The sequence below is a fragment of the Paramixta manurensis genome (assembly GCF_013285385.1).
GTDB classification, from domain to species: Bacteria; Pseudomonadota; Gammaproteobacteria; order Enterobacterales; family Enterobacteriaceae; genus Paramixta; species Paramixta manurensis.
The window spans coordinates 4,463,131-4,480,129 of the sequence record NZ_CP054212.1 but is presented as its reverse complement, the minus strand read 5'-3'; the positions used below and the strand labels follow the sequence as shown (position 1 = coordinate 4,480,129).

At 52.0% G+C, this 16,999-nt stretch carries 15 protein-coding genes; 9 read left to right on the top strand and 6 right to left on the bottom strand.

The window, feature by feature from the left end; all coding sequences use genetic code 11:
• Nucleotides 1–41 precede the first annotated feature (41 nt).
• Nucleotides 42–665 carry a homoserine/homoserine lactone efflux protein gene (gene rhtB / locus PMPD1_RS21500; RefSeq protein ID WP_173635956.1) on the bottom strand — a complete coding sequence of 208 codons (624 nt, stop codon included), beginning with the start codon at nucleotides 663–665 and terminating at the stop codon, nucleotides 42–44.
• 114 nt (nucleotides 666–779) lie between these two features.
• On the opposite strand from rhtB, the gene pldB reads away from it, so the two are divergent.
• Complete coding sequence (gene pldB / locus PMPD1_RS21495; RefSeq protein ID WP_173635955.1) at nucleotides 780–1,775, top strand: lysophospholipase L2; 996 nt, start codon at nucleotides 780–782, stop codon at nucleotides 1,773–1,775.
• Between the two features lie 80 nt (nucleotides 1,776–1,855).
• Nucleotides 1,856–2,656 (top strand): sugar/pyridoxal phosphate phosphatase YigL, encoded by an 801-nt coding sequence (yigL, locus tag PMPD1_RS21490; protein WP_173635954.1) that lies wholly within the window; start codon nucleotides 1,856–1,858, stop codon nucleotides 2,654–2,656.
• Between the two features lie 47 nt (nucleotides 2,657–2,703).
• On the opposite strand, the gene glpQ is transcribed toward yigL, so the two are convergent.
• Both glpQ and glpT read right to left on the bottom strand, forming a co-directional pair.
• Nucleotides 2,704–3,774, bottom strand: a complete 1,071-nt coding sequence (glpQ, locus tag PMPD1_RS21485) for a glycerophosphodiester phosphodiesterase (RefSeq protein WP_173635953.1) — start codon at nucleotides 3,772–3,774, stop codon at nucleotides 2,704–2,706.
• A gap of 12 nt (nucleotides 3,775–3,786) precedes the next feature.
• On the bottom strand, nucleotides 3,787–5,133 hold the full coding sequence (glpT, locus tag PMPD1_RS21480; protein WP_173635952.1) for a glycerol-3-phosphate transporter: 1,347 nt from the start codon (nucleotides 5,131–5,133) through the stop codon (nucleotides 3,787–3,789).
• Nucleotides 5,134–5,538: 405 nt separating this feature from the next.
• Between glpT and PMPD1_RS21475 the strand changes: the two genes are divergently transcribed.
• Entirely contained in the window at nucleotides 5,539–6,402 is an 864-nt protein-coding gene (locus PMPD1_RS21475; protein ID WP_173635951.1) for a carboxylate/amino acid/amine transporter, read from the top strand.
• Nucleotides 6,403–6,446: 44 nt separating this feature from the next.
• Here PMPD1_RS21475 and PMPD1_RS21470 read toward each other — a convergent pair whose 3' ends face one another.
• Both PMPD1_RS21470 and metR read right to left on the bottom strand, forming a co-directional pair.
• The gene (locus tag PMPD1_RS21470; protein WP_173635950.1) at nucleotides 6,447–6,926 is read right to left on the bottom strand and encodes a YehS family protein; all 480 of its coding nucleotides are present in this window, start codon (nucleotides 6,924–6,926) and stop codon (nucleotides 6,447–6,449) included.
• A gap of 97 nt (nucleotides 6,927–7,023) precedes the next feature.
• Complete coding sequence (gene metR / locus PMPD1_RS21465) at nucleotides 7,024–7,962, bottom strand: HTH-type transcriptional regulator MetR (protein WP_173635949.1); 939 nt, start codon at nucleotides 7,960–7,962, stop codon at nucleotides 7,024–7,026.
• Between the two features lie 157 nt (nucleotides 7,963–8,119).
• Between metR and metE the strand changes: the two genes are divergently transcribed.
• Nucleotides 8,120–10,390 carry a 5-methyltetrahydropteroyltriglutamate--homocysteine S-methyltransferase gene (metE, locus tag PMPD1_RS21460; RefSeq protein ID WP_173635948.1) on the top strand — a complete coding sequence of 757 codons (2,271 nt, stop codon included), beginning with the start codon at nucleotides 8,120–8,122 and terminating at the stop codon, nucleotides 10,388–10,390.
• A gap of 58 nt (nucleotides 10,391–10,448) precedes the next feature.
• Here metE and PMPD1_RS21455 read toward each other — a convergent pair whose 3' ends face one another.
• Nucleotides 10,449–11,285, bottom strand: a complete 837-nt coding sequence (locus PMPD1_RS21455; RefSeq protein ID WP_173635947.1) for a dienelactone hydrolase family protein — start codon at nucleotides 11,283–11,285, stop codon at nucleotides 10,449–10,451.
• A 289-nt stretch (nucleotides 11,286–11,574) separates the two neighbouring features.
• Here PMPD1_RS21455 and udp point away from each other — a divergent pair, with 289 nt between their 5' ends.
• From udp to ubiB, 5 genes are all read left to right on the top strand, one after another.
• Entirely contained in the window at nucleotides 11,575–12,336 is a 762-nt protein-coding gene (udp, locus tag PMPD1_RS21450) for a uridine phosphorylase (protein ID WP_173635946.1), read from the top strand.
• 135 nt (nucleotides 12,337–12,471) lie between these two features.
• On the top strand, nucleotides 12,472–13,902 hold the full coding sequence (gene rmuC / locus PMPD1_RS21445; RefSeq protein WP_173635945.1) for a DNA recombination protein RmuC: 1,431 nt from the start codon (nucleotides 12,472–12,474) through the stop codon (nucleotides 13,900–13,902).
• A 75-nt stretch (nucleotides 13,903–13,977) separates the two neighbouring features.
• Nucleotides 13,978–14,733: a bifunctional demethylmenaquinone methyltransferase/2-methoxy-6-polyprenyl-1,4-benzoquinol methylase UbiE gene (ubiE, locus tag PMPD1_RS21440; RefSeq protein WP_173635944.1), complete on the top strand. Its 756-nt coding sequence runs from the start codon at nucleotides 13,978–13,980 to the stop codon at nucleotides 14,731–14,733.
• Nucleotides 14,734–14,745: 12 nt separating this feature from the next.
• Complete coding sequence (ubiJ, locus tag PMPD1_RS21435; RefSeq protein WP_173635943.1) at nucleotides 14,746–15,351, top strand: ubiquinone biosynthesis protein UbiJ; 606 nt, start codon at nucleotides 14,746–14,748, stop codon at nucleotides 15,349–15,351.
• On the top strand, nucleotides 15,348–16,985 hold the full coding sequence (gene ubiB / locus PMPD1_RS21430) for a ubiquinone biosynthesis regulatory protein kinase UbiB (RefSeq protein WP_173635942.1): 1,638 nt from the start codon (nucleotides 15,348–15,350) through the stop codon (nucleotides 16,983–16,985). Before ubiJ ends, ubiB begins: the two co-directional genes overlap by 4 nt.
• Nucleotides 16,986–16,999: the final 14 nt, after the last annotated feature.

Below are 16,999 nucleotides of genomic sequence, written 5' to 3'. Positions count from 1 at the left end.
CGATCGCGACGCACCGTTGTGGCTACGTCGCGATTGCCGTCTTAGGCGATACGACGCGCGCTGGCCAGTAAAGCGCCCACCAGCATGAATAGCCCACCAAACAGCCGGTTTAACAACTTCATCTGCCGTGGGCCTTTAATCCAGGCGGCAATGCGCCGCGCCAGCGTGGCGTAGCCAATCATCACGATAATATCGACCACCACCGTAGTGACGCCGAGCACCAGGTACTGCATCGCTTGCGGTTGATGTGGAATGATGAATTGAGGAAACAATGCCGCCAGAAACACGATGCTTTTCGGGTTGGTCAAATTAACCAGTATTGCGCGTTTGAACAGATGCCGACGCGGCATCGCGCCGGAAACGGCGTTAAGATCTATCGCGCCAGCGGCACGCCATTGTTGAATACCCAGCCAGATCAAATAGGCGGCGCCCGCCCATTTTAATACCTCAAAGGCGACTAAGGAGCGGGAGAACAGGGCGCCAAGACCAATGCCCACCAGTAAAATATGCAGCGATAGCCCCACCTGTAGGCCTGCAATTGATGCTGCCGCGCCACGGTAACCGTGGCTAATTCCGGTACTCATGGTATTGATCGCCCCCGAGCCGGGTGACAGGCTGAGGATGGCGGTGGTCAAAAGATAAGTTAGCCACCATTCGATGGTCATGGGTAAGGCTCCCTGGATGCGTGGAATTGTGACACAATACGGCATTGCGTAATGTCGCGCTATGACAATGATAAAACCGCTTCGCGGCAATTAATTTGAGTGGAATACCTGTCGATGACGCAACCGAGAAACAGTTGGCCAACGCGCGAGAAAGCCTTTGCGGCCTTCGCCACCGGGCCGCTGCTGGATTTTTGGCGTCGCCGGGAGGAGCGAGAGTTCACCGGCGTGGAAAACGTGCCGATCCGCTATGTGCGCTTCACCTCTCCGCGCCATGATAAAGTGATCCTGCTGGTGCCTGGTCGGATTGAGAGTTATGTGAAGTATCCGGAACTGGCGTATGACCTGTTTCATTGTGGCTATGATGTGATGATTATCGATCATCGTGGTCAGGGGCGGTCCGGGCGGCTGTTGCAGGATTCACATCGCGGTCATGTGGTCCATTTTGAGCATTATGTGGACGATCTGGAAACGCTGTATTGGCAGGAAATCGCTGCGAAGCACTATCGGCATCGTTATGCGCTGGCGCATTCTATGGGCGGCGCGATCCTGACATTGTTATTGGCGCGTCTGCCGCAGGCATTTGATGCTGCGGTGCTGGCCTCACCGATGTTTGGCATCTATCTGCCGTTGCCTTCATGGATGGCGCATCGCATTCTGAATTGGGCCGAAAAACGCCCCGCCTTTCGTGATGGTTATGCGCTGGGCACCGGCAAATGGCGCGCCAGGCCGTTTGGCATGAATCAGTTGACCCACAGTCGTGAGCGCTATCGTCGCAATTTGCGTTTCTACGCTGACGATCCTGAAATTCGCGTTGGCGGCCCCACCTATCACTGGGTGCGCGAAGGGATTCAGGCCGGGCAAAATATACTCACTAAAGCCGCGGTAATCAGTACGCCGTTGTTACTCTTACAAGCGGAAGAAGACAAGGTGGTTGATAACCGTTCACAGGATCTGTTTTGTCAGGCAATGCGTGCGGCCGGGCATCCTTGTGAAGGGGGAAAACCGCAAGTGATTTCCGGCGCGCGTCATGAGATCTTGTTTGAAAAAGACAGCATGCGTGCCGAGGCGTTAAATGCCATCGTTGATTTTTACCAACGGCATACGCCCTAAATTTTTGCATCACTCAGATTGATTAATGCTGGTTCAGGGATCCTGAACCTGATTATCCATTTCGTTACCAGAGGTTTTTCATGTACCACATAGTCGCTTCCGACCTGGACGGCACACTGCTTTCACCCGATCATCGATTGACGCCGTATACCAAAGAGACGTTGAAGTTGCTGACCGCTCGCGATGTGCATTTCGTTTTCGCCACCGGCCGCCACCACATTGATGTTTCGCAGATGCGCGACAATCTTGAGATCGAAGCCTTCATGATTACTTCGAATGGCGCGCGTGTGCACAATACCGCCGGGGATCTGATCTTCAGCCACAACCTGGATGAGGATATTGCCCATGATCTGTTCGCGGTTAAATATGATGACCCGGAAATCCTGACCAACGTTTACCGTAACGATGAGTGGTATCTAAGCCGTCATCGTCCGGAAGAGAATAAATACTTTATCGAGTCGGAATTTACCTATCGCGTGTTTGAGCCGGGCATGCTTGAAACGGATGGCATCAGCAAAGTCTTTTTCACCTGCGACGATGCGGAACGTTTGGTTCCGTTAGAGCAAGCGCTGATTGCGCGTTGGGGCGATCGGGTTAACGTAAGTTTCTCTTTTCCAACCTGTCTGGAAGTGATGGCGGGCGGCGTGTCGAAAGGCCATGCATTGGAAGAGGTGGCAAAACTGCTCGGTTATTCTCTGAAAGAGTGCGTCGCTTTCGGCGATGGTTTGAACGATAAAGAGATGCTTACCATGTCTGGTAAGGGCTGCATCATGCGTAATGCCCATCAACGATTGAAGGATTTGTTGCCGGAAATGGAAGTGATCGGCAGCAATGCGGAAGATGCGGTGCCACATTATTTACGCCAGCTTTTTTTGGCGTAAAAGAGGCCCCGCAGATAGGCGCTGCGGGGCCGATTAATGTGGCGATGCTAAGGTGATGCGTGGGTTTCAGTTTGCAGAAAATGCACCGCTTTATCCGGGAAGTCGGTAAATAAACCTTCCACATTCGCTTGGTTATACAGCGCGTCATATAACTGGTCGACGTTGGCGGCCCACGGCGGCAACTGGTCGGCTCGCACGGTATAGGGATGAATCAGCAGCTTATTAGCATGCGCTTCCTGCGCCATTGGCGTCAGATGAAGATCGCCGGGTTTTGAATCCGCACCAAACAGCTCATGATAATCTGGCCCGATACCATCAACGTAGCGTGCCAGCTCTTTCATCGCGCCGGGGCGGAACATCCAGTCATAGCTATAGTTCACCCAGTGTCCGTTCTTCAACTCCTCCGTCTCTTTCGAGTCGGTTTCGGTGATCAGTTGTACCAGCTTCAGGTTCATCCCCATTTTCGGCTCCAGCTCGGTTTTAATGCGCTTAAGTTCATTAAAATCGAAACACTGGAGGTAAACATTATCCTGTTTACCGGTATAACCATATTGCTTAAGCACCGCCAGCACCTTCGCGGCAATGTCTTTCCCTTCCTTGTGATGGAACCAGGGCGCTTTAATTTCGGTATAAATACCGATATTTTTGCCGGTGGAATGGTTCAAGCCTTGTACAAACTCAATTTCCTCCTGAAAGGTGTGCACATGGAAATCAGATTTGCCCATTGGGAAACGCCCTGGAAAAGTCTGTACCGCTTTGCCGTTTTTCAGCGTAAAACCTTCGGTAAATTTCAGGCTCTTAATCTCGGCGAGGGTGAAATCAATCGCGTAATAGCGCCCATCTTTGCGCATCCGTTTTGGGAAACGTTGCGCGACATCCGTCACCCGATCAAGATAATGGTCGTGCAACACCACTAACTGATCGTCTTTGGTCATCACCAAATCTTGCTCAAGGAAATCTGCGCCTTGCGCATACGCCATCGCTTTGGCTTCCAGCGTATGTTCCGGTAGGTAGCCGCTGGCGCCGCGATGAGCGATCACGACTTTCCCGTTGGTTTCCGCCGCTGCATTCAGTGCGGTAGCCATCAGTAACACTGACAATAATGCTGTGAGTTTCATCCTCTGCTCCCATTACTGATGCTGTAATTGCTGTTTGTGTTTTTTCTCATTCAGCATGGTGAGTACCAGGAAAATGACTGCCAGTACGCAACCGCCAATCATAATAATGAAACCGCCATTCCAGCCGAAGAAATCAACCGTGTAACCGACAATGGCGCTGGCCGCCACTGATCCGCCCAGATACCCAAACAGCCCGGTAAAACCGGCTGCGGTACCGGCCGCTTTTTTCGGCGCCAACTCCAGCGCATGTAAGCCAATTAGCATCACCGGGCCATAAATTAAGAAACCGATGATGATCATGCAGGCCATGTCGACATTTGGATGACCCGCCGGGTTCAACCAGTAAACCACCGTGGCAATAGTGACCAGTACCATAAAGAACACCCCGGTAGCGCCACGGTTACCTCGAAAGACCTTATCTGACATCCAGCCGCACAGTAGCGTGCCGGGGATACCGGCATATTCGTAAAAGAAGTAGGCCCATGAAGACTCGTCAAGCGCGAAATGCTTCACTTCTTTTAAATAGGTCGGCGACCAGTCAAGGATGCCGTAGCGCAACAGATAGACAAAGACGTTTGCCAGCGCGATATACCACAACATTTTGTTGGGTAGGACGTACTGCATGAAAATTTGCTTCGCGGTTAACTCTTCTTCGTATTTTTCGCTGTAATCCGGCGGGTAATCATTTTTGTACTCTTCAATCGGCGGTAAACCGCAGGATTGCGGCGTGTCACGCATCAGTGCAAAGGCGATAATCGCCACCACAATGGCACCAAAGGCAGGCATATAGAGCGCCGCTTTCCAGTCGTTAAACCAGGCCATGCCAAGCAGAAACAGCAGAGGAGGAAGCCCGCCGCCAACGTTGTGGGCGCAGTTCCAAACGGAAACGATACTGCCGCGTTCTTTATGCGACCACCAGTGAACCATGGTGCGGCCACAAGGAGGCCAGCCCATTCCCTGGAACCAACCGCAGAGAAATAACAGCACGAACATGACCATAATGCTTGAGGTCGCCCACGGGACAAACCCCATAAACAGCATCACCGCGCCGGCGAGGATCAGCCCGGCGGGTAAGAAAACACGCGGATTGGAGCGATCAGAAACTGAACCCATAATGAACTTTGAAAACCCATAGGCAATCGAAATCGCCGAGAGGGCAAAGCCAAGATCGCCGCGCGAGAAGCCCTGTTCGACCAGGTACGGCATCGCCAGCGCGAAGTTTTTCCGCACCAGGTAATAGGCGGCATAACCAAAGAAAATCCCAAAAAATATTTGCCAGCGTAGGCGTTTATAGAGCGGGTCGACGCGATCTTCCGAGACGCGCGGTAGATGTGCGGCTGGCTTAAAAATGGTGAGCATAAATGGCCTCCAATGGCGCAATTTTGTTCTGAAATCCCAGCAGGATGGGTATAAAAAGGAGTAATTAACCAGATTTAATGGCGAAATGTTCCAATTCGCGCAAATGTTAGTAATTAAGTCGCTTTGTAACTGTGAGGAAACGCTCAAATGTTACAGTTTTATTACACTTTGATGCTGCGCACATCACAAAATGGTGTAATACGAAAAGTCTTAGAGGATATTAAGTGATTTAAGTCACGGTAATGCCATCGTTATTATTATGATTTTTCGTTTGGTGCGCGTTTTTTTTCTTTATCATTCATTTTTTGATTGTTCTTTATCTGAACAGATGTAAACCAAATAGTGGGTTTTTACCTCGCCGGTTTGATTACAATGTCCGCTGGTTTTTTATGACGAGTATGTAATGTGCCATTACTGATTATCACCACCGTACTATGGGCGTTTTCTTTCAGTCTGATTGGCGTTTATCTGGCCGGACAGGTGGATAGCGTATTCGCGGTTTTGGTCCGCCTGGGGCTGGCCGCGTTGGTGTTTTTACCTTTCCTGCGCTGGCGGGGATACCGGCCCTCGACGCTGTTACTGTATATGCTGGTAGGCATGTTACAGCTCGGCGTGATGTATTTAATTAGCTTTCAGGCTTATCTCTACCTCAGTGTCTCGGAGCTGCTGCTGTTTACCGTGATGACGCCGCTCTATGTCACGCTGATTTATGACGTGATTAGTGGGCGTCGTGTACGTGTTGGTTATGCATTGAGCGCGATGCTGGCCGTGGTGGGCGCGGCCATTATTCGTTATGACAAAGTCAGCGACCATTTTTGGTTTGGCTTATTGTTGGTTCAACTGGCAAATCTCTGTTTCGCGTTGGGTATGGTGGGATATAAGCGTTTGCAAGAAACGCGACCAATGCCGCAGCATACTGCGTTCTCTTGGTTTTACCTCGGCGCAGTACTGGCGGCGGTTCTTGCCTGGTATCTGTGGGGGAATCCACAAAAATTGCCGACCACCGGTCTACAGTGGGGAATTCTCTTGTGGCTGGGTGTCGTGGCGTCTGGCTTGGGCTATTTTATGTGGAACTATGGTGCGACGCAGGTCGATGCCGGTACCTTAGGTATTATGAACAATATGCACGTTCCGGCGGGTCTGCTGGTCAACCTCGCCATTTGGCAAGAACAGCCTCACTGGCCGAGTTTCATTGTGGGTGCTGCCGTGATTTGCGCTTCACTGTGGGTGCATAAAAAATGGATTATTGGCCAGACAGTAAGCCAATAATGCGCGAAAGGGCGCCAGATTGTGGCGCCTTTAGCCGGAATTATTTAGGCGGTTTTCACGCGGGCCGGACGTTGGATTAAGGTCAACCCTTTGAGGAAGTTACGCAAAATTTGGTCGCCGCATTCGCGATAGTTTTTATGCCCGGGTTTACGGAATATCGCCCCAATTTCTGCCTGGGAGACCGCAAAATCAACCTTTTTCAGGATCTCGGCGATATCGGTAGTTTTCAGATCGAAGGCGATCCGCAATTTCTTTAGCACGATATTATTGGTCATCTTACGTTCAATTGAGGGAACTGGCGCGTCATCGCTTTTGCCCCGGCGCAAAAAAATTAAACCGTTAAGAAAATAGCCCATCAACACGTCCGGGCAGGGACGATAATCCGCCTCATCCTCTTTTTTCAGCCATGCTTGCACATCCGACGTTGGGACTTCACACTCGGCCAGCGCGAAAATCGAGGCGACCTTGGCGTCACTTAAGTCCAGCATGTAGCGAACGCTACGTAAAACATCGTTATTGGTCATGGTAAAATCTCGTTAATTCGGCAGGGATGCGGCGCATTATAAGGCAGGGTGCGCCGGGATTATACGTAAGGGCAGAATAAATCTGCCCTTCGAACTCTCAAGAGGCGGGTACTGAAGGCAATGCCGCGCCAGGACGTGAAGCATCCCGCACGAAGGGCAGATGATTACAAGCGTGTTGACGCGCGGAGCGAATAAAGGCTTCCACCACTGGCTGGCGTTGCTCGCCATCACGTACCGCCGCATATAAGCGACTCCACAAACCTTCGCCCAAGGTTTTGGTCACGATCAATCCCTGATGTTCAAAGCTTTCGACAACCCAATGCGGTAGTGCGGCGATCCCCATCCGGGCTGCGACCATCTGAATCAATAACAGGGTGTTATCAACGCTCTTTAATGCCGGGCTGACGCCTGCCGGCTGGAGAAAATGACGCCATACATCTAACCGCTGACGCTGCACCGGATAAATCATCAGCACTTCGTTGGCTAAATCTTGCGGTGAAATCTTCTCAACTTGCGCCAATGGATGGTCGGGTGCCAACACCAACCGTACTTCGAAATCAAACATTGGCGAATAGTGCAGACCGCTACGCGGCAGGATATCAGAGGTGAGGACGATATCCAGCTCGCCTTGTTGCAGCGCTGGCTGCGGATCGAAGGTTACGCCGGATTTAAAGTCCATGACTACTTGCGGCCAGCCTTGACGGAAATTATCCAGCGCCGGGGTTAACCACTGAATACAGCTATGGCATTCAATCGCGATACGCAGCGTGGTTTGATGAGGTTCATGGCATGCCTGTAGCGCCTGCTGAATTTGCGGCAGCACCTGTTCGGCGAGCTGTAGCAAAATCTCTCCTTGCGGCGTAAAGCGTAGCGGTTGACTTTTACGCACAAACAAACGAAACCCAAGGCGTTGTTCTAAATCGCTAAATTGATGCGATAACGCCGATTGCGTTTGATGAAGCTGTGCGGCTGCGGCGGCGAGCGAACCCGAGTGGCGGAGCGCTTGTAGCGTTCGCAGATGTTTAAGTTCGATCATGAGAGTCCTTCATATCGACAATGAATAATTTGCGCTTGTGGATTATACAGTACCCTCTGATTATAGCGGTGTAAACATCTGGACGGCTAAACGCCCTTTTGCCCCGGTAATTTTATTACTTAAGCACGCCGGGCCATCGTGAAGAAGAGGATTTGAGATGACCATTCTGAGCCACACTCTGGGTTTCCCTCGCGTCGGCCTGCGCCGCGAATTGAAAAAAGCGCAAGAGAGTTATTGGGCAGGCAACAGCACTCAGCAAGAGTTACTGGCTGTGGGGCGTGAACTGCGCGCGCGTCACTGGCAACAGCAAACAGCGGCTGGCGTTGATTTAGTGCCGGTGGGTGATTTTGCCTGGTACGATCACGTACTCACCACCAGTCTGTTATTAGGCAATGTCCCTGCCCGCCATCAGAATAAAGACGGTTCGGTTGACCTTGATACGCTCTTCCGTTTAGGCCGTGGCCGTGCGCCAACCGGCGAGCCTGCCGCCGCCGCGGAGATGACCAAGTGGTTCAATACCAACTATCACTACATGGTGCCGGAATTTACGCAAGGGCAGCAGTTTAAACTGACCTGGACCCAATTGCTGGATGAAGTGGACGAAGCGTTGGCTCTTGGCCATCAAGTGAAACCGGTATTATTAGGGCCGGTGACTTATCTGTGGCTGGGTAAAGTCAAAGGTGAGCAATTTGATCGCCTAAGCCTGTTAAGCGACATTTTGCCGGTTTATCAGCAGGTACTGGCTGAACTGGCAAAACGCGGTATTGAGTGGGTGCAAATTGATGAACCTGCGCTGGTGCTGGAACTGCCCCAAGCGTGGCTGGACGCGTTTAAACCGGCGTACGATGCACTGCAAGGGCAGGTCAAACTGCTACTCACCACCTATTTCGATAGCATTGGTCAAAATATTGATACTGTGCGTGCGTTGCCGGTTCAGGGGCTACACGTAGATTTGGTACATGGTAAAGACAACATTGCTGAACTGAATGCTAAAGTCCCGGCAGAATGGCTGCTGTCTTTGGGGGTGATCAATGGTCGTAACGTTTGGCGTGCCGATCTGAGCACATGGTTTGAGCGCCTTCAGCCGGTGCTTGGTCAGCGTGATGCCCTGTGGATTGGTTCTTCCTGCTCGCTACTGCATAGCCCGATCGATCTGAGCGTTGAAACGCGTCTGGATGAGGAAGTGAAAAGCTGGTTCTCCTTCGCATTGCAGAAGTGCGGCGAACTGTCGCTGTTGACCAAAGCATTAAATAATAATGATGCCGCTTCGCTGGAAGCGTGGAGTGCGCCGATCCGCGCCCGCCGTGATTCCGCCCGCGTACATAATGCTGCGGTTGGAAAGCGCTTAGCGGAAATTACCGCCAAAGATAGCGAGCGCCAGAGCGATTATCAGACGCGTGCAGCAGCCCAGCGCCAACGCTTTAACTTACCGGCATGGCCGACCACCACCATCGGTTCTTTCCCTCAGACCACCGAAATTCGCGGCCTGCGCCTGGATTTCAAGCAAGGGCGTCTGGATAGTAATCACTACCGCACCGGTATTTCCGAACATATTAAACAAGCGATCGTCGAGCAGGAACGCTTGGGGCTTGATGTGCTGGTTCACGGTGAGGCCGAACGCAACGACATGGTTGAGTACTTCGGTGAACACCTGGATGGTTTTGTCTTTACGCAAAACGGCTGGGTGCAAAGCTATGGCTCACGCTGTGTGAAACCTCCGGTTATTATCGGCGATGTTAGCCGCCCAGAAGCGATTACCGTTGAGTGGGCAAAATATGCACAATCTCTGACCGATAAGCCGGTAAAAGGCATGTTAACCGGGCCGGTCACTATTTTGTGCTGGTCGTTCCCGCGTGAAGACGTTTCCCGTGAAACTATTGCTAAGCAAATTGCGCTGGCACTGCGTGATGAAGTGGAGGATTTGGAAAAGGCCGGTATCGGGATTATCCAGATTGATGAGCCAGCCCTACGTGAAGGCTTACCGTTGCGTCAGTCCGACTGGGCGGCTTACCTTGCCTGGGCGGTGGATGCCTTCCGCTTAAATGCCGCCGTTGCACAGGATGATACCCAGATCCATACCCATATGTGTTATTGCGAGTTTAACGACATCATGGATTCGATTGCCGCGTTGGATGCCGATGTTATCACCATCGAAACCTCGCGCTCAGATATGGAACTCCTGGAGTCATTTGAAGTGTTTGAATACCCCAATGAAATTGGCCCGGGTGTTTACGATATTCACTCGCCAAACGTGCCAAGCGTGGAGTGGATGGAAGCATTGTTACGTAAAGCCGCGAAGCGCATCCCGACGGAGCGTTTGTGGGTTAACCCGGATTGTGGTTTGAAAACACGTGGCTGGACAGAAACACGTCAAGCGCTGGCAAACATGGTTAAAGCGGCGCAAAACCTGCGTGCGGAACACGCTTAATATTTCTGTGTTGTGGTAATTATTGGGGGCGTGGTGAACGCCCCTTTTTTTACTTAGCTTAGGCTTGCGGTGCAACGCCGTACTGTTTAAACCACGCCAGCATGCGTTGCCAACCATCTTTCGCCGACTCTTCGTGATAACTCGGACGGTAATCTGCGTTAAAAGCGTGATCGGCATCGGGATAAACGATGATCTCCGCCTTAGCGTTCGCCGCGCGAAGTGCCTGACGCATGGATTCGACACTCTCTTGTGGAATACCGCTATCCTTAGCGCCATACAATCCCAGCACCGGGGCGTTCAGATTGACGGCGATATCAATCGGATGCTTCGGTTGTTTCATACTCTTTTCGCCAACCAGACGACCGTACCAAGCCACCGCCGCTTTTAGCTGTGGATTGTGTGCGGCATACAGCCAGGTAATGCGCCCGCCCCAGCAGAAACCGGTAATCGCCATGCGACGTATTTCCCCGCCATTGCGGGAGGCCCAGTTCGCCACATGATCCAAATCGGCCAACACCTGTGCATCGGGGACTTTACTGACCAGTTCCGCAAACAAGGTAGGAATATCGTCATAATCGTTAGGATCGCCCTGACGGAAGTAGAGCTCCGGCGCAACGGCCAGATAACCCTCATTCGCCAGACGACGGCAAATATCACGGATATGTTCGTGGACGCCAAAAATCTCCTGTACCACCAAAACTACTGGCAATGGGCCATCGGCATCTTTCGGTTTGGCATAAAAAGCGGGCATGTTTTCGCCCTGGGTCGGGATCGACGTTTCGCCAGAATGGATGGCGGCACTTTCAGTAACAATCGTGGTTGAGGCGGTAGGTGACACCGCGGGGGCGAACCCGCGATCGCCCGCTTTATGGGCCATATTATCTTCGGTTTTCATCGTCCTCTCCGTGTTAGCAATAGCGCAATCAGGTAACTATAGCCAAGATTAGGCATCGACTCTGTGCAGCGCTGCGATATTTTCTTTACCACTGGCGCGATGAAAAGCGCAGGGCAGCTTGTGGCAAAAGGGGGCGGACAAATGTTTTTATGTGAAATAAATCACAATTATTGAATGATAAAATGTAACTTTCATTTTTATGAGTGATTGCTCTCACATAATTTTATCCGCTTTTCCCGTAGAGTAGCCGGTATTAGCCAGTTAACTTATTTCAATTCAGGAGCGTGTTATGGCCCAGTCCGATGTTTTTCATTTAGGGATCACCAAAGCTGATTTACAGGGCGCTACGCTTGCTATCGTGCCCGGCGATCCTGAGCGCGTGAAGAAAATCGCGGCGTTGATGGATAACCCGGTTCACCTGGCCTCACACCGAGAGTTCACCACCTGGCGTGCGGAGCTGAACGGCAAAGCCGTCATCGTTTGTTCCACTGGCATTGGTGGCCCTTCTACTTCTATCGCGGTTGAAGAATTGGCGCAACTGGGTGTGCGCACATTCTTACGCGTAGGCACCACCGGCGCTATTCAGCCGCATATTCAGGTTGGCGATGTGCTGGTGACTACCGGCTCGGTACGTCTGGATGGCGCCAGTCTGCACTTCGCGCCGATGGAGTTCCCGGCGGTGGCAGACTTTACCTGCACCACCGCGCTGGTGGAGGCGGCGAAAGCCGTGGGCGCGACTACACATATTGGTATTACCGCATCTTCCGATACCTTCTATCCTGGACAGGAACGTTATGACACCTTCTCCGGGCGGGTGGTTAGCCGTTTCCAGAATTCGATGAAGGAGTGGCAACAGATGGGGGTACTGAATTATGAAATGGAGTCCGCTACGTTACTGACCATGTGCGCCAGCCAAGGGTTGCGTGCCGGTATGGTTGCCGGGGTTATTGTAAACCGCACGCAGAAAGAAATCCCCGATGCGGAAACCATGAAGCAAACCGAAAGCGATGCGGTCAAAATTGTAGTTGAAGCCGCGCGCCGTCTGATCTAGCCCTTTCTCTGCCCACAGGCGCCGTCCGGCGCCTGTTTTCTTCACGCCGATACCTGGCGTCAGGTCATTTTTGTCTGGACATTCATACAGTAGCGCTCTACCTTTTCCCTGTTGAAGGTGCCGGGCGGGGGAACTGTGGATAACCAATTGATTTTAAGCTTATGTCTTGGGCTGGCGGGGTTGCTGGTTGGTTGGGCGTTGGCATGGCTGCGCGCCGCACGGCAACAGGCGGAACGGGAAACCGAATTGCGCCAAATGCACGGCACGCTGGCCGCGGCGCAAGAAAAGCTACATCACTTCGATTACTGGCGTAATGAAAGCGAACAGCTTGGTCGGGAACTACGTAACCAACTGGAGATTAATCGTGCCCAGGAAGTTGAGTTACGCGAAATAACTATTCGTCTGGAAGAGACACGTATCGCCGCTGAAGAGAAACAGCGCATGCTGGCGAACAGCGAGCAGCGTTTGACCACCCAGTTCGAAAATCTCGCCAATCGCATTTTTGAACACAGTGGGCGAAAGGTGGATGAACAGAACCGACAAAGCCTGAATGCGCTTATCACCCCGTTGCGCGAGCAACTTGATGGCTTTCGCCGTCAGGTGCAGGAAAGTTTTGGCCAGGAGGCCCGTGAGCGCCATACGCTTTCCCACGAAATCCGCAACTTACAACAGCTTAATGCGCAAATGGCGCAAGAGGCGATCAACCTGACGAAAGCATTAAAAGGCGATAATAAAACCCAGGGGAACTGGGGCGAAGTGGTGTTAAGCCGCGTTTTGGAGGCTTCGGGGCTACGCGAAGGGCATGAATATGAAACCCAGGTTAGTGTGCAGGTCGATCGCAATAGTCGTATGCAGCCAGATGTGATTGTCAGGTTACCGCAAGGCAAAGACGTAGTGATTGATGCCAAAATGACCTTAATTGCCTATGAGCGTTACTTTAATGGCGACGATGAGGCTACGCGTGAGCAGGCAATCAACGAGCATATTGCGGCAATACGTGGTCACATTCGTTTGCTGAGTCGCAAAGATTATCAACAATTACCGGGTTTACGCTCGTTGGATTATGTGTTGATGTTTATCCCGATTGAGCCTGCTTTTCTGTTAGCTATTGATCGGCAGCCGGAGCTAATTAGCGAGGCGCTGCAGCAGAACATTATGTTAGTTAGCCCCACCACGCTGTTGGTCGCGTTGCGTACCATTAACAATCTTTGGCGCTATGAACATCAAAGTCGTAACGCGCAACGTATCGCCGATCGGGCGGCCAAACTGTACGATAAGATGCGCTTGTTTGTTGATGATATGAGCGGCATCGGCCAAAACCTGGATAAGGCACAGGAGAGTTACCGTCAGGCGATGAAAAAACTGGCTGAGGGTCGCGGAAATCTGATTGCGCAGACTGAAGGGTTTCGCCAACTGGGTGTTGAAGTGAAACGCCCAATTAATCCGCATCTGGCCGAGCAAGCGGCTGCAGACGCGCCGGATACCGCAGCGGAAGAGGAGGCGGATGGTGATGACGAAACGCTACCCCCCGTGGCAAGCGATCTGTTGCGCCGTATCAATGAATAACCGAGGGGTAACGTGCCTGACTACCGTGACTCTGATACACTTCCGGGATACTTGATTGTGGAGCAGGCAAAACACATGGCAGATGAATCGCAGGAAACAACCCATTTCGGTTTTCGTACCGTAGCGAAAAGCGAAAAAGCGGAGATGGTGGCGGGTGTTTTCCATTCCGTCGCGGCGAAATATGACGTGATGAATGATTTGATGTCGTTCGGCATTCACCGTATCTGGAAGCGTTTTACCATTGATTGTAGCGGCGTGCGCCGTGGGCAGCGTGTCCTGGATTTGGCCGGTGGTACCGGCGATCTCACTGCGAAGTTTTCGCGTCTGGTTGGCGATACCGGGCAGGTGGTACTGGCGGATATAAACAGCTCAATGCTGAAAATGGGCCGCGAGAAGCTACGCAATAATGGCGTGGTGGGCAATGTCAGCTATGTGCAGGCGAACGCCGAAGCCTTACCGTTCCCGGATAACTATTTCGATTGCATCACCATCTCGTTCGGGCTGCGTAACGTAACGGAAAAAGAGAAGGCGCTGGCCTCCATGTTTCGGGTGCTGAAACCCGGTGGCCGTTTGCTGGTGCTGGAGTTCTCTAAGCCGCTGCTTGAGCCGCTGAATAAGGCGTATGACGCCTACTCGTTTCATATTTTGCCGCGTATTGGCGAGCTGGTGGCGCAGGATGCGGAGAGCTATCGCTATCTCGCGGAGTCCATTCGTATGCATCCCGATCAGGAAACGCTCAAGTCGATGATGGCCGATGCCGGTTTTGAAAATACCAGCTATTACAATCTGACGGGTGGCATAGTTGCGCTGCATCGTGGATTTAAGTTTTAAGCAGGAATGCGAATGACTTTAACGCCGTTGTTAACTGCCGGTCTGGAGACTGCGCTTAACCATATTTTGTATCGCGACCGTGGCTTAAAGGCAGCGCGTCAACGTCTGAATGGCAAAGTACTGTCCGTTCAACTGCATGAGCTCTCCTCGGTGTTAACCTTGGTTTTTAGTGAAAATCAGGTGGATGTAGTGGGTGACTGGCAGGGTGACGCGGATTGCACGGTGAAAACACGGTTGTCAGTGTTGCCTAAACTGCGTGATCGTCAGCAATTGACCGGGTTAATTCGCCGCGGTGAACTGGAAGTGGAGGGCGATCTTCAGGTCGTTCAGCAATTTTCCGCACTGATGGATTTAGCCGAGTTAGATCCCGCCGAGTATCTCGCTCCCTGGATCGGGGATATTGCCGCGCAAGGTGTGAGCCAGGCGGCCCGGCGTGGTATCGGCTTGGTGCGCGGTAACCTGCGGCATAAACAGCAACACCTCTCTCAAGTGTTAACTGAGGAGTGGCGAGTGGCGCCAGGCGCGCTGGAGTTGGCGTGGTTTGCTGAAGAGGTCGATGCGCTAACGCGTTCTCTTGATGCGTTAAGCGATAGATTAGCCAGGCTGGAGGCGAAATGACGCCGGGAGAAATTCGCCGTCTTTACTTCATTATTAAGATATTTTTGAGCTACGGGCTTGATGAGCTGATTCCTCGCCGGCGTATTACGTTGCCGCTGCGCCTGTGGCGGCGCTGCATATTTTGGATGCCGAACCGCCATCGGGATGAGGCGCTGGGAGCGCGTTTGCGCCTTGCGCTGGAACAACTGGGGCCGGTATGGATTAAGTTCGGTCAGATGATGTCGACGCGGCGCGATCTCTTCCCGCCACACATCGCCGACCAATTAGCCATGCTGCAAGATCGGGTGGCGCCGTTTGATGGCGAGAAAGCCAAACAACAAATTGAACTGTCGCTTGGCGGGCCGGTAGAACACTGGTTTGATGATTTCGACATTCAACCGTTGGCCTCGGCATCGATTGCGCAAGTGCATACCGCAACGCTGAAAGAAAACGGTAAAGCGGTGGTGCTCAAGGTTATTCGCCCGGATATTTTACCGGTGATCAAAGCGGATATGAGGTTGATCTATCGCCTGGCGCGCTGGGTGCCGCGTTTGTTGCCGGATGGCCGTCGTTTGCGGCCGGTCGAAGTGGTGTCTGATTACGAAAAAACGCTGATTGATGAGTTAAATCTGCTGCGCGAAGCGGCGAATGCCATTCAGCTACGGCGTAATTTTGATAACAGTAAGCTGCTCTATATCCCGGAAGTGTATTCCGATTACTGTAGCGAATCGATGTTGGTGATGGAGCGTATCTACGGCATTCCTATTTCGGATGTCGCGGCGCTGGAACAGCACGGCGTTAATATGAAATTGCTGGCGGAGCGCGGCGTTCAGGTTTTCTTTACCCAGGTTTTTCGCGACAGTTTTTTCCATGCCGATATGCATCCTGGCAATATCTTTGTTAGCTATGACCATCCGGAAGACCCTCAATATATTGGGATTGATTGCGGTATTGTCGGGTCGCTAAATAAGGGCGATAAGCGCTACCTGGCGGAAAACTTCATTGCTTTTTTCAATCGCGATTATCGCAAAGTCGCCGAGTTGCATGTGGATTCCGGCTGGGTACCGCCAGATACCAATGTTGAAGATTTTGAGTTTGCGATTCGTACCGTTTGTGAACCGATTTTTGAAAAGCCCTTAGCGGAAATCTCGTTCGGACATGTGTTATTGAACCTGTTCAACACCGCCCGCCGCTTTAATATGGAGGTGCAGCCTCAACTGGTGCTCCTGCAAAAAACGTTATTGTATGTTGAAGGCGTGGGGCGTCAGCTTTATCCGCAGCTTGATTTATGGAAAACCGCCAAGCCATTTCTTGAGGATTGGATCAAAGATCAAATTGGTATCCCGGCGATTGTGCGGGCCTTAAAAGAGAAAGCGCCTTTCTGGGCAGAAAGGTTACCGGAGTTACCTGAACTGTTTTACGACAGTATGCGCCAACATAAACGGTTGCAGCATAGTGTGGATAGGTTGGTTACCGATATGGGTAACCAGCGTTCGAGGCAGCATCAGTCGCGTTATTTGTTCGGTATCGGTGCGACGTTATTAGTTTGTGGTACGGCCATTTTACTCAAACGCCCTGATTGGGATATTTTCCCGGCGTTGTTGATGGCGGGCGGTTTCGTCTGCTGGATTATTGGCTGGAGTCGCTCAAACTGATTGTCAGGAAAGGT

Bases quoted from the DNA above. Each gene is read 5' to 3' on its own strand.
- PMPD1_RS21455 (WP_173635947.1), bottom strand. From the start codon at position 11,285: ATGAAAACCGAAGATAATATGGCCCATAAAGCGGGCGATCGCGGGTTC.
- metE (WP_173635948.1), top strand. From the start codon at position 8,120: ATGACCATTCTGAGCCACACTCTGGGTTTCCCTCGCGTCGGCCTGCGC.
- glpQ (WP_173635953.1), bottom strand. From the start codon at position 3,774: ATGAAACTCACAGCATTATTGTCAGTGTTACTGATGGCTACCGCACTG.
- yigL (WP_173635954.1), top strand. From the start codon at position 1,856: ATGTACCACATAGTCGCTTCCGACCTGGACGGCACACTGCTTTCACCC.
- ubiE (WP_173635944.1), top strand. From the start codon at position 13,978: ATGGCAGATGAATCGCAGGAAACAACCCATTTCGGTTTTCGTACCGTA.
- rhtB (WP_173635956.1), bottom strand. From the start codon at position 665: ATGACCATCGAATGGTGGCTAACTTATCTTTTGACCACCGCCATCCTC.
- pldB (WP_173635955.1), top strand. From the start codon at position 780: ATGACGCAACCGAGAAACAGTTGGCCAACGCGCGAGAAAGCCTTTGCG.
- ubiJ (WP_173635943.1), top strand. From the start codon at position 14,746: ATGACTTTAACGCCGTTGTTAACTGCCGGTCTGGAGACTGCGCTTAAC.
- PMPD1_RS21470 (WP_173635950.1), bottom strand. From the start codon at position 6,926: ATGACCAATAACGATGTTTTACGTAGCGTTCGCTACATGCTGGACTTA.
- ubiB (WP_173635942.1), top strand. From the start codon at position 15,348: ATGACGCCGGGAGAAATTCGCCGTCTTTACTTCATTATTAAGATATTT.
- metR (WP_173635949.1), bottom strand. From the start codon at position 7,962: ATGATCGAACTTAAACATCTGCGAACGCTACAAGCGCTCCGCCACTCG.
- glpT (WP_173635952.1), bottom strand. From the start codon at position 5,133: ATGCTCACCATTTTTAAGCCAGCCGCACATCTACCGCGCGTCTCGGAA.
- udp (WP_173635946.1), top strand. From the start codon at position 11,575: ATGGCCCAGTCCGATGTTTTTCATTTAGGGATCACCAAAGCTGATTTA.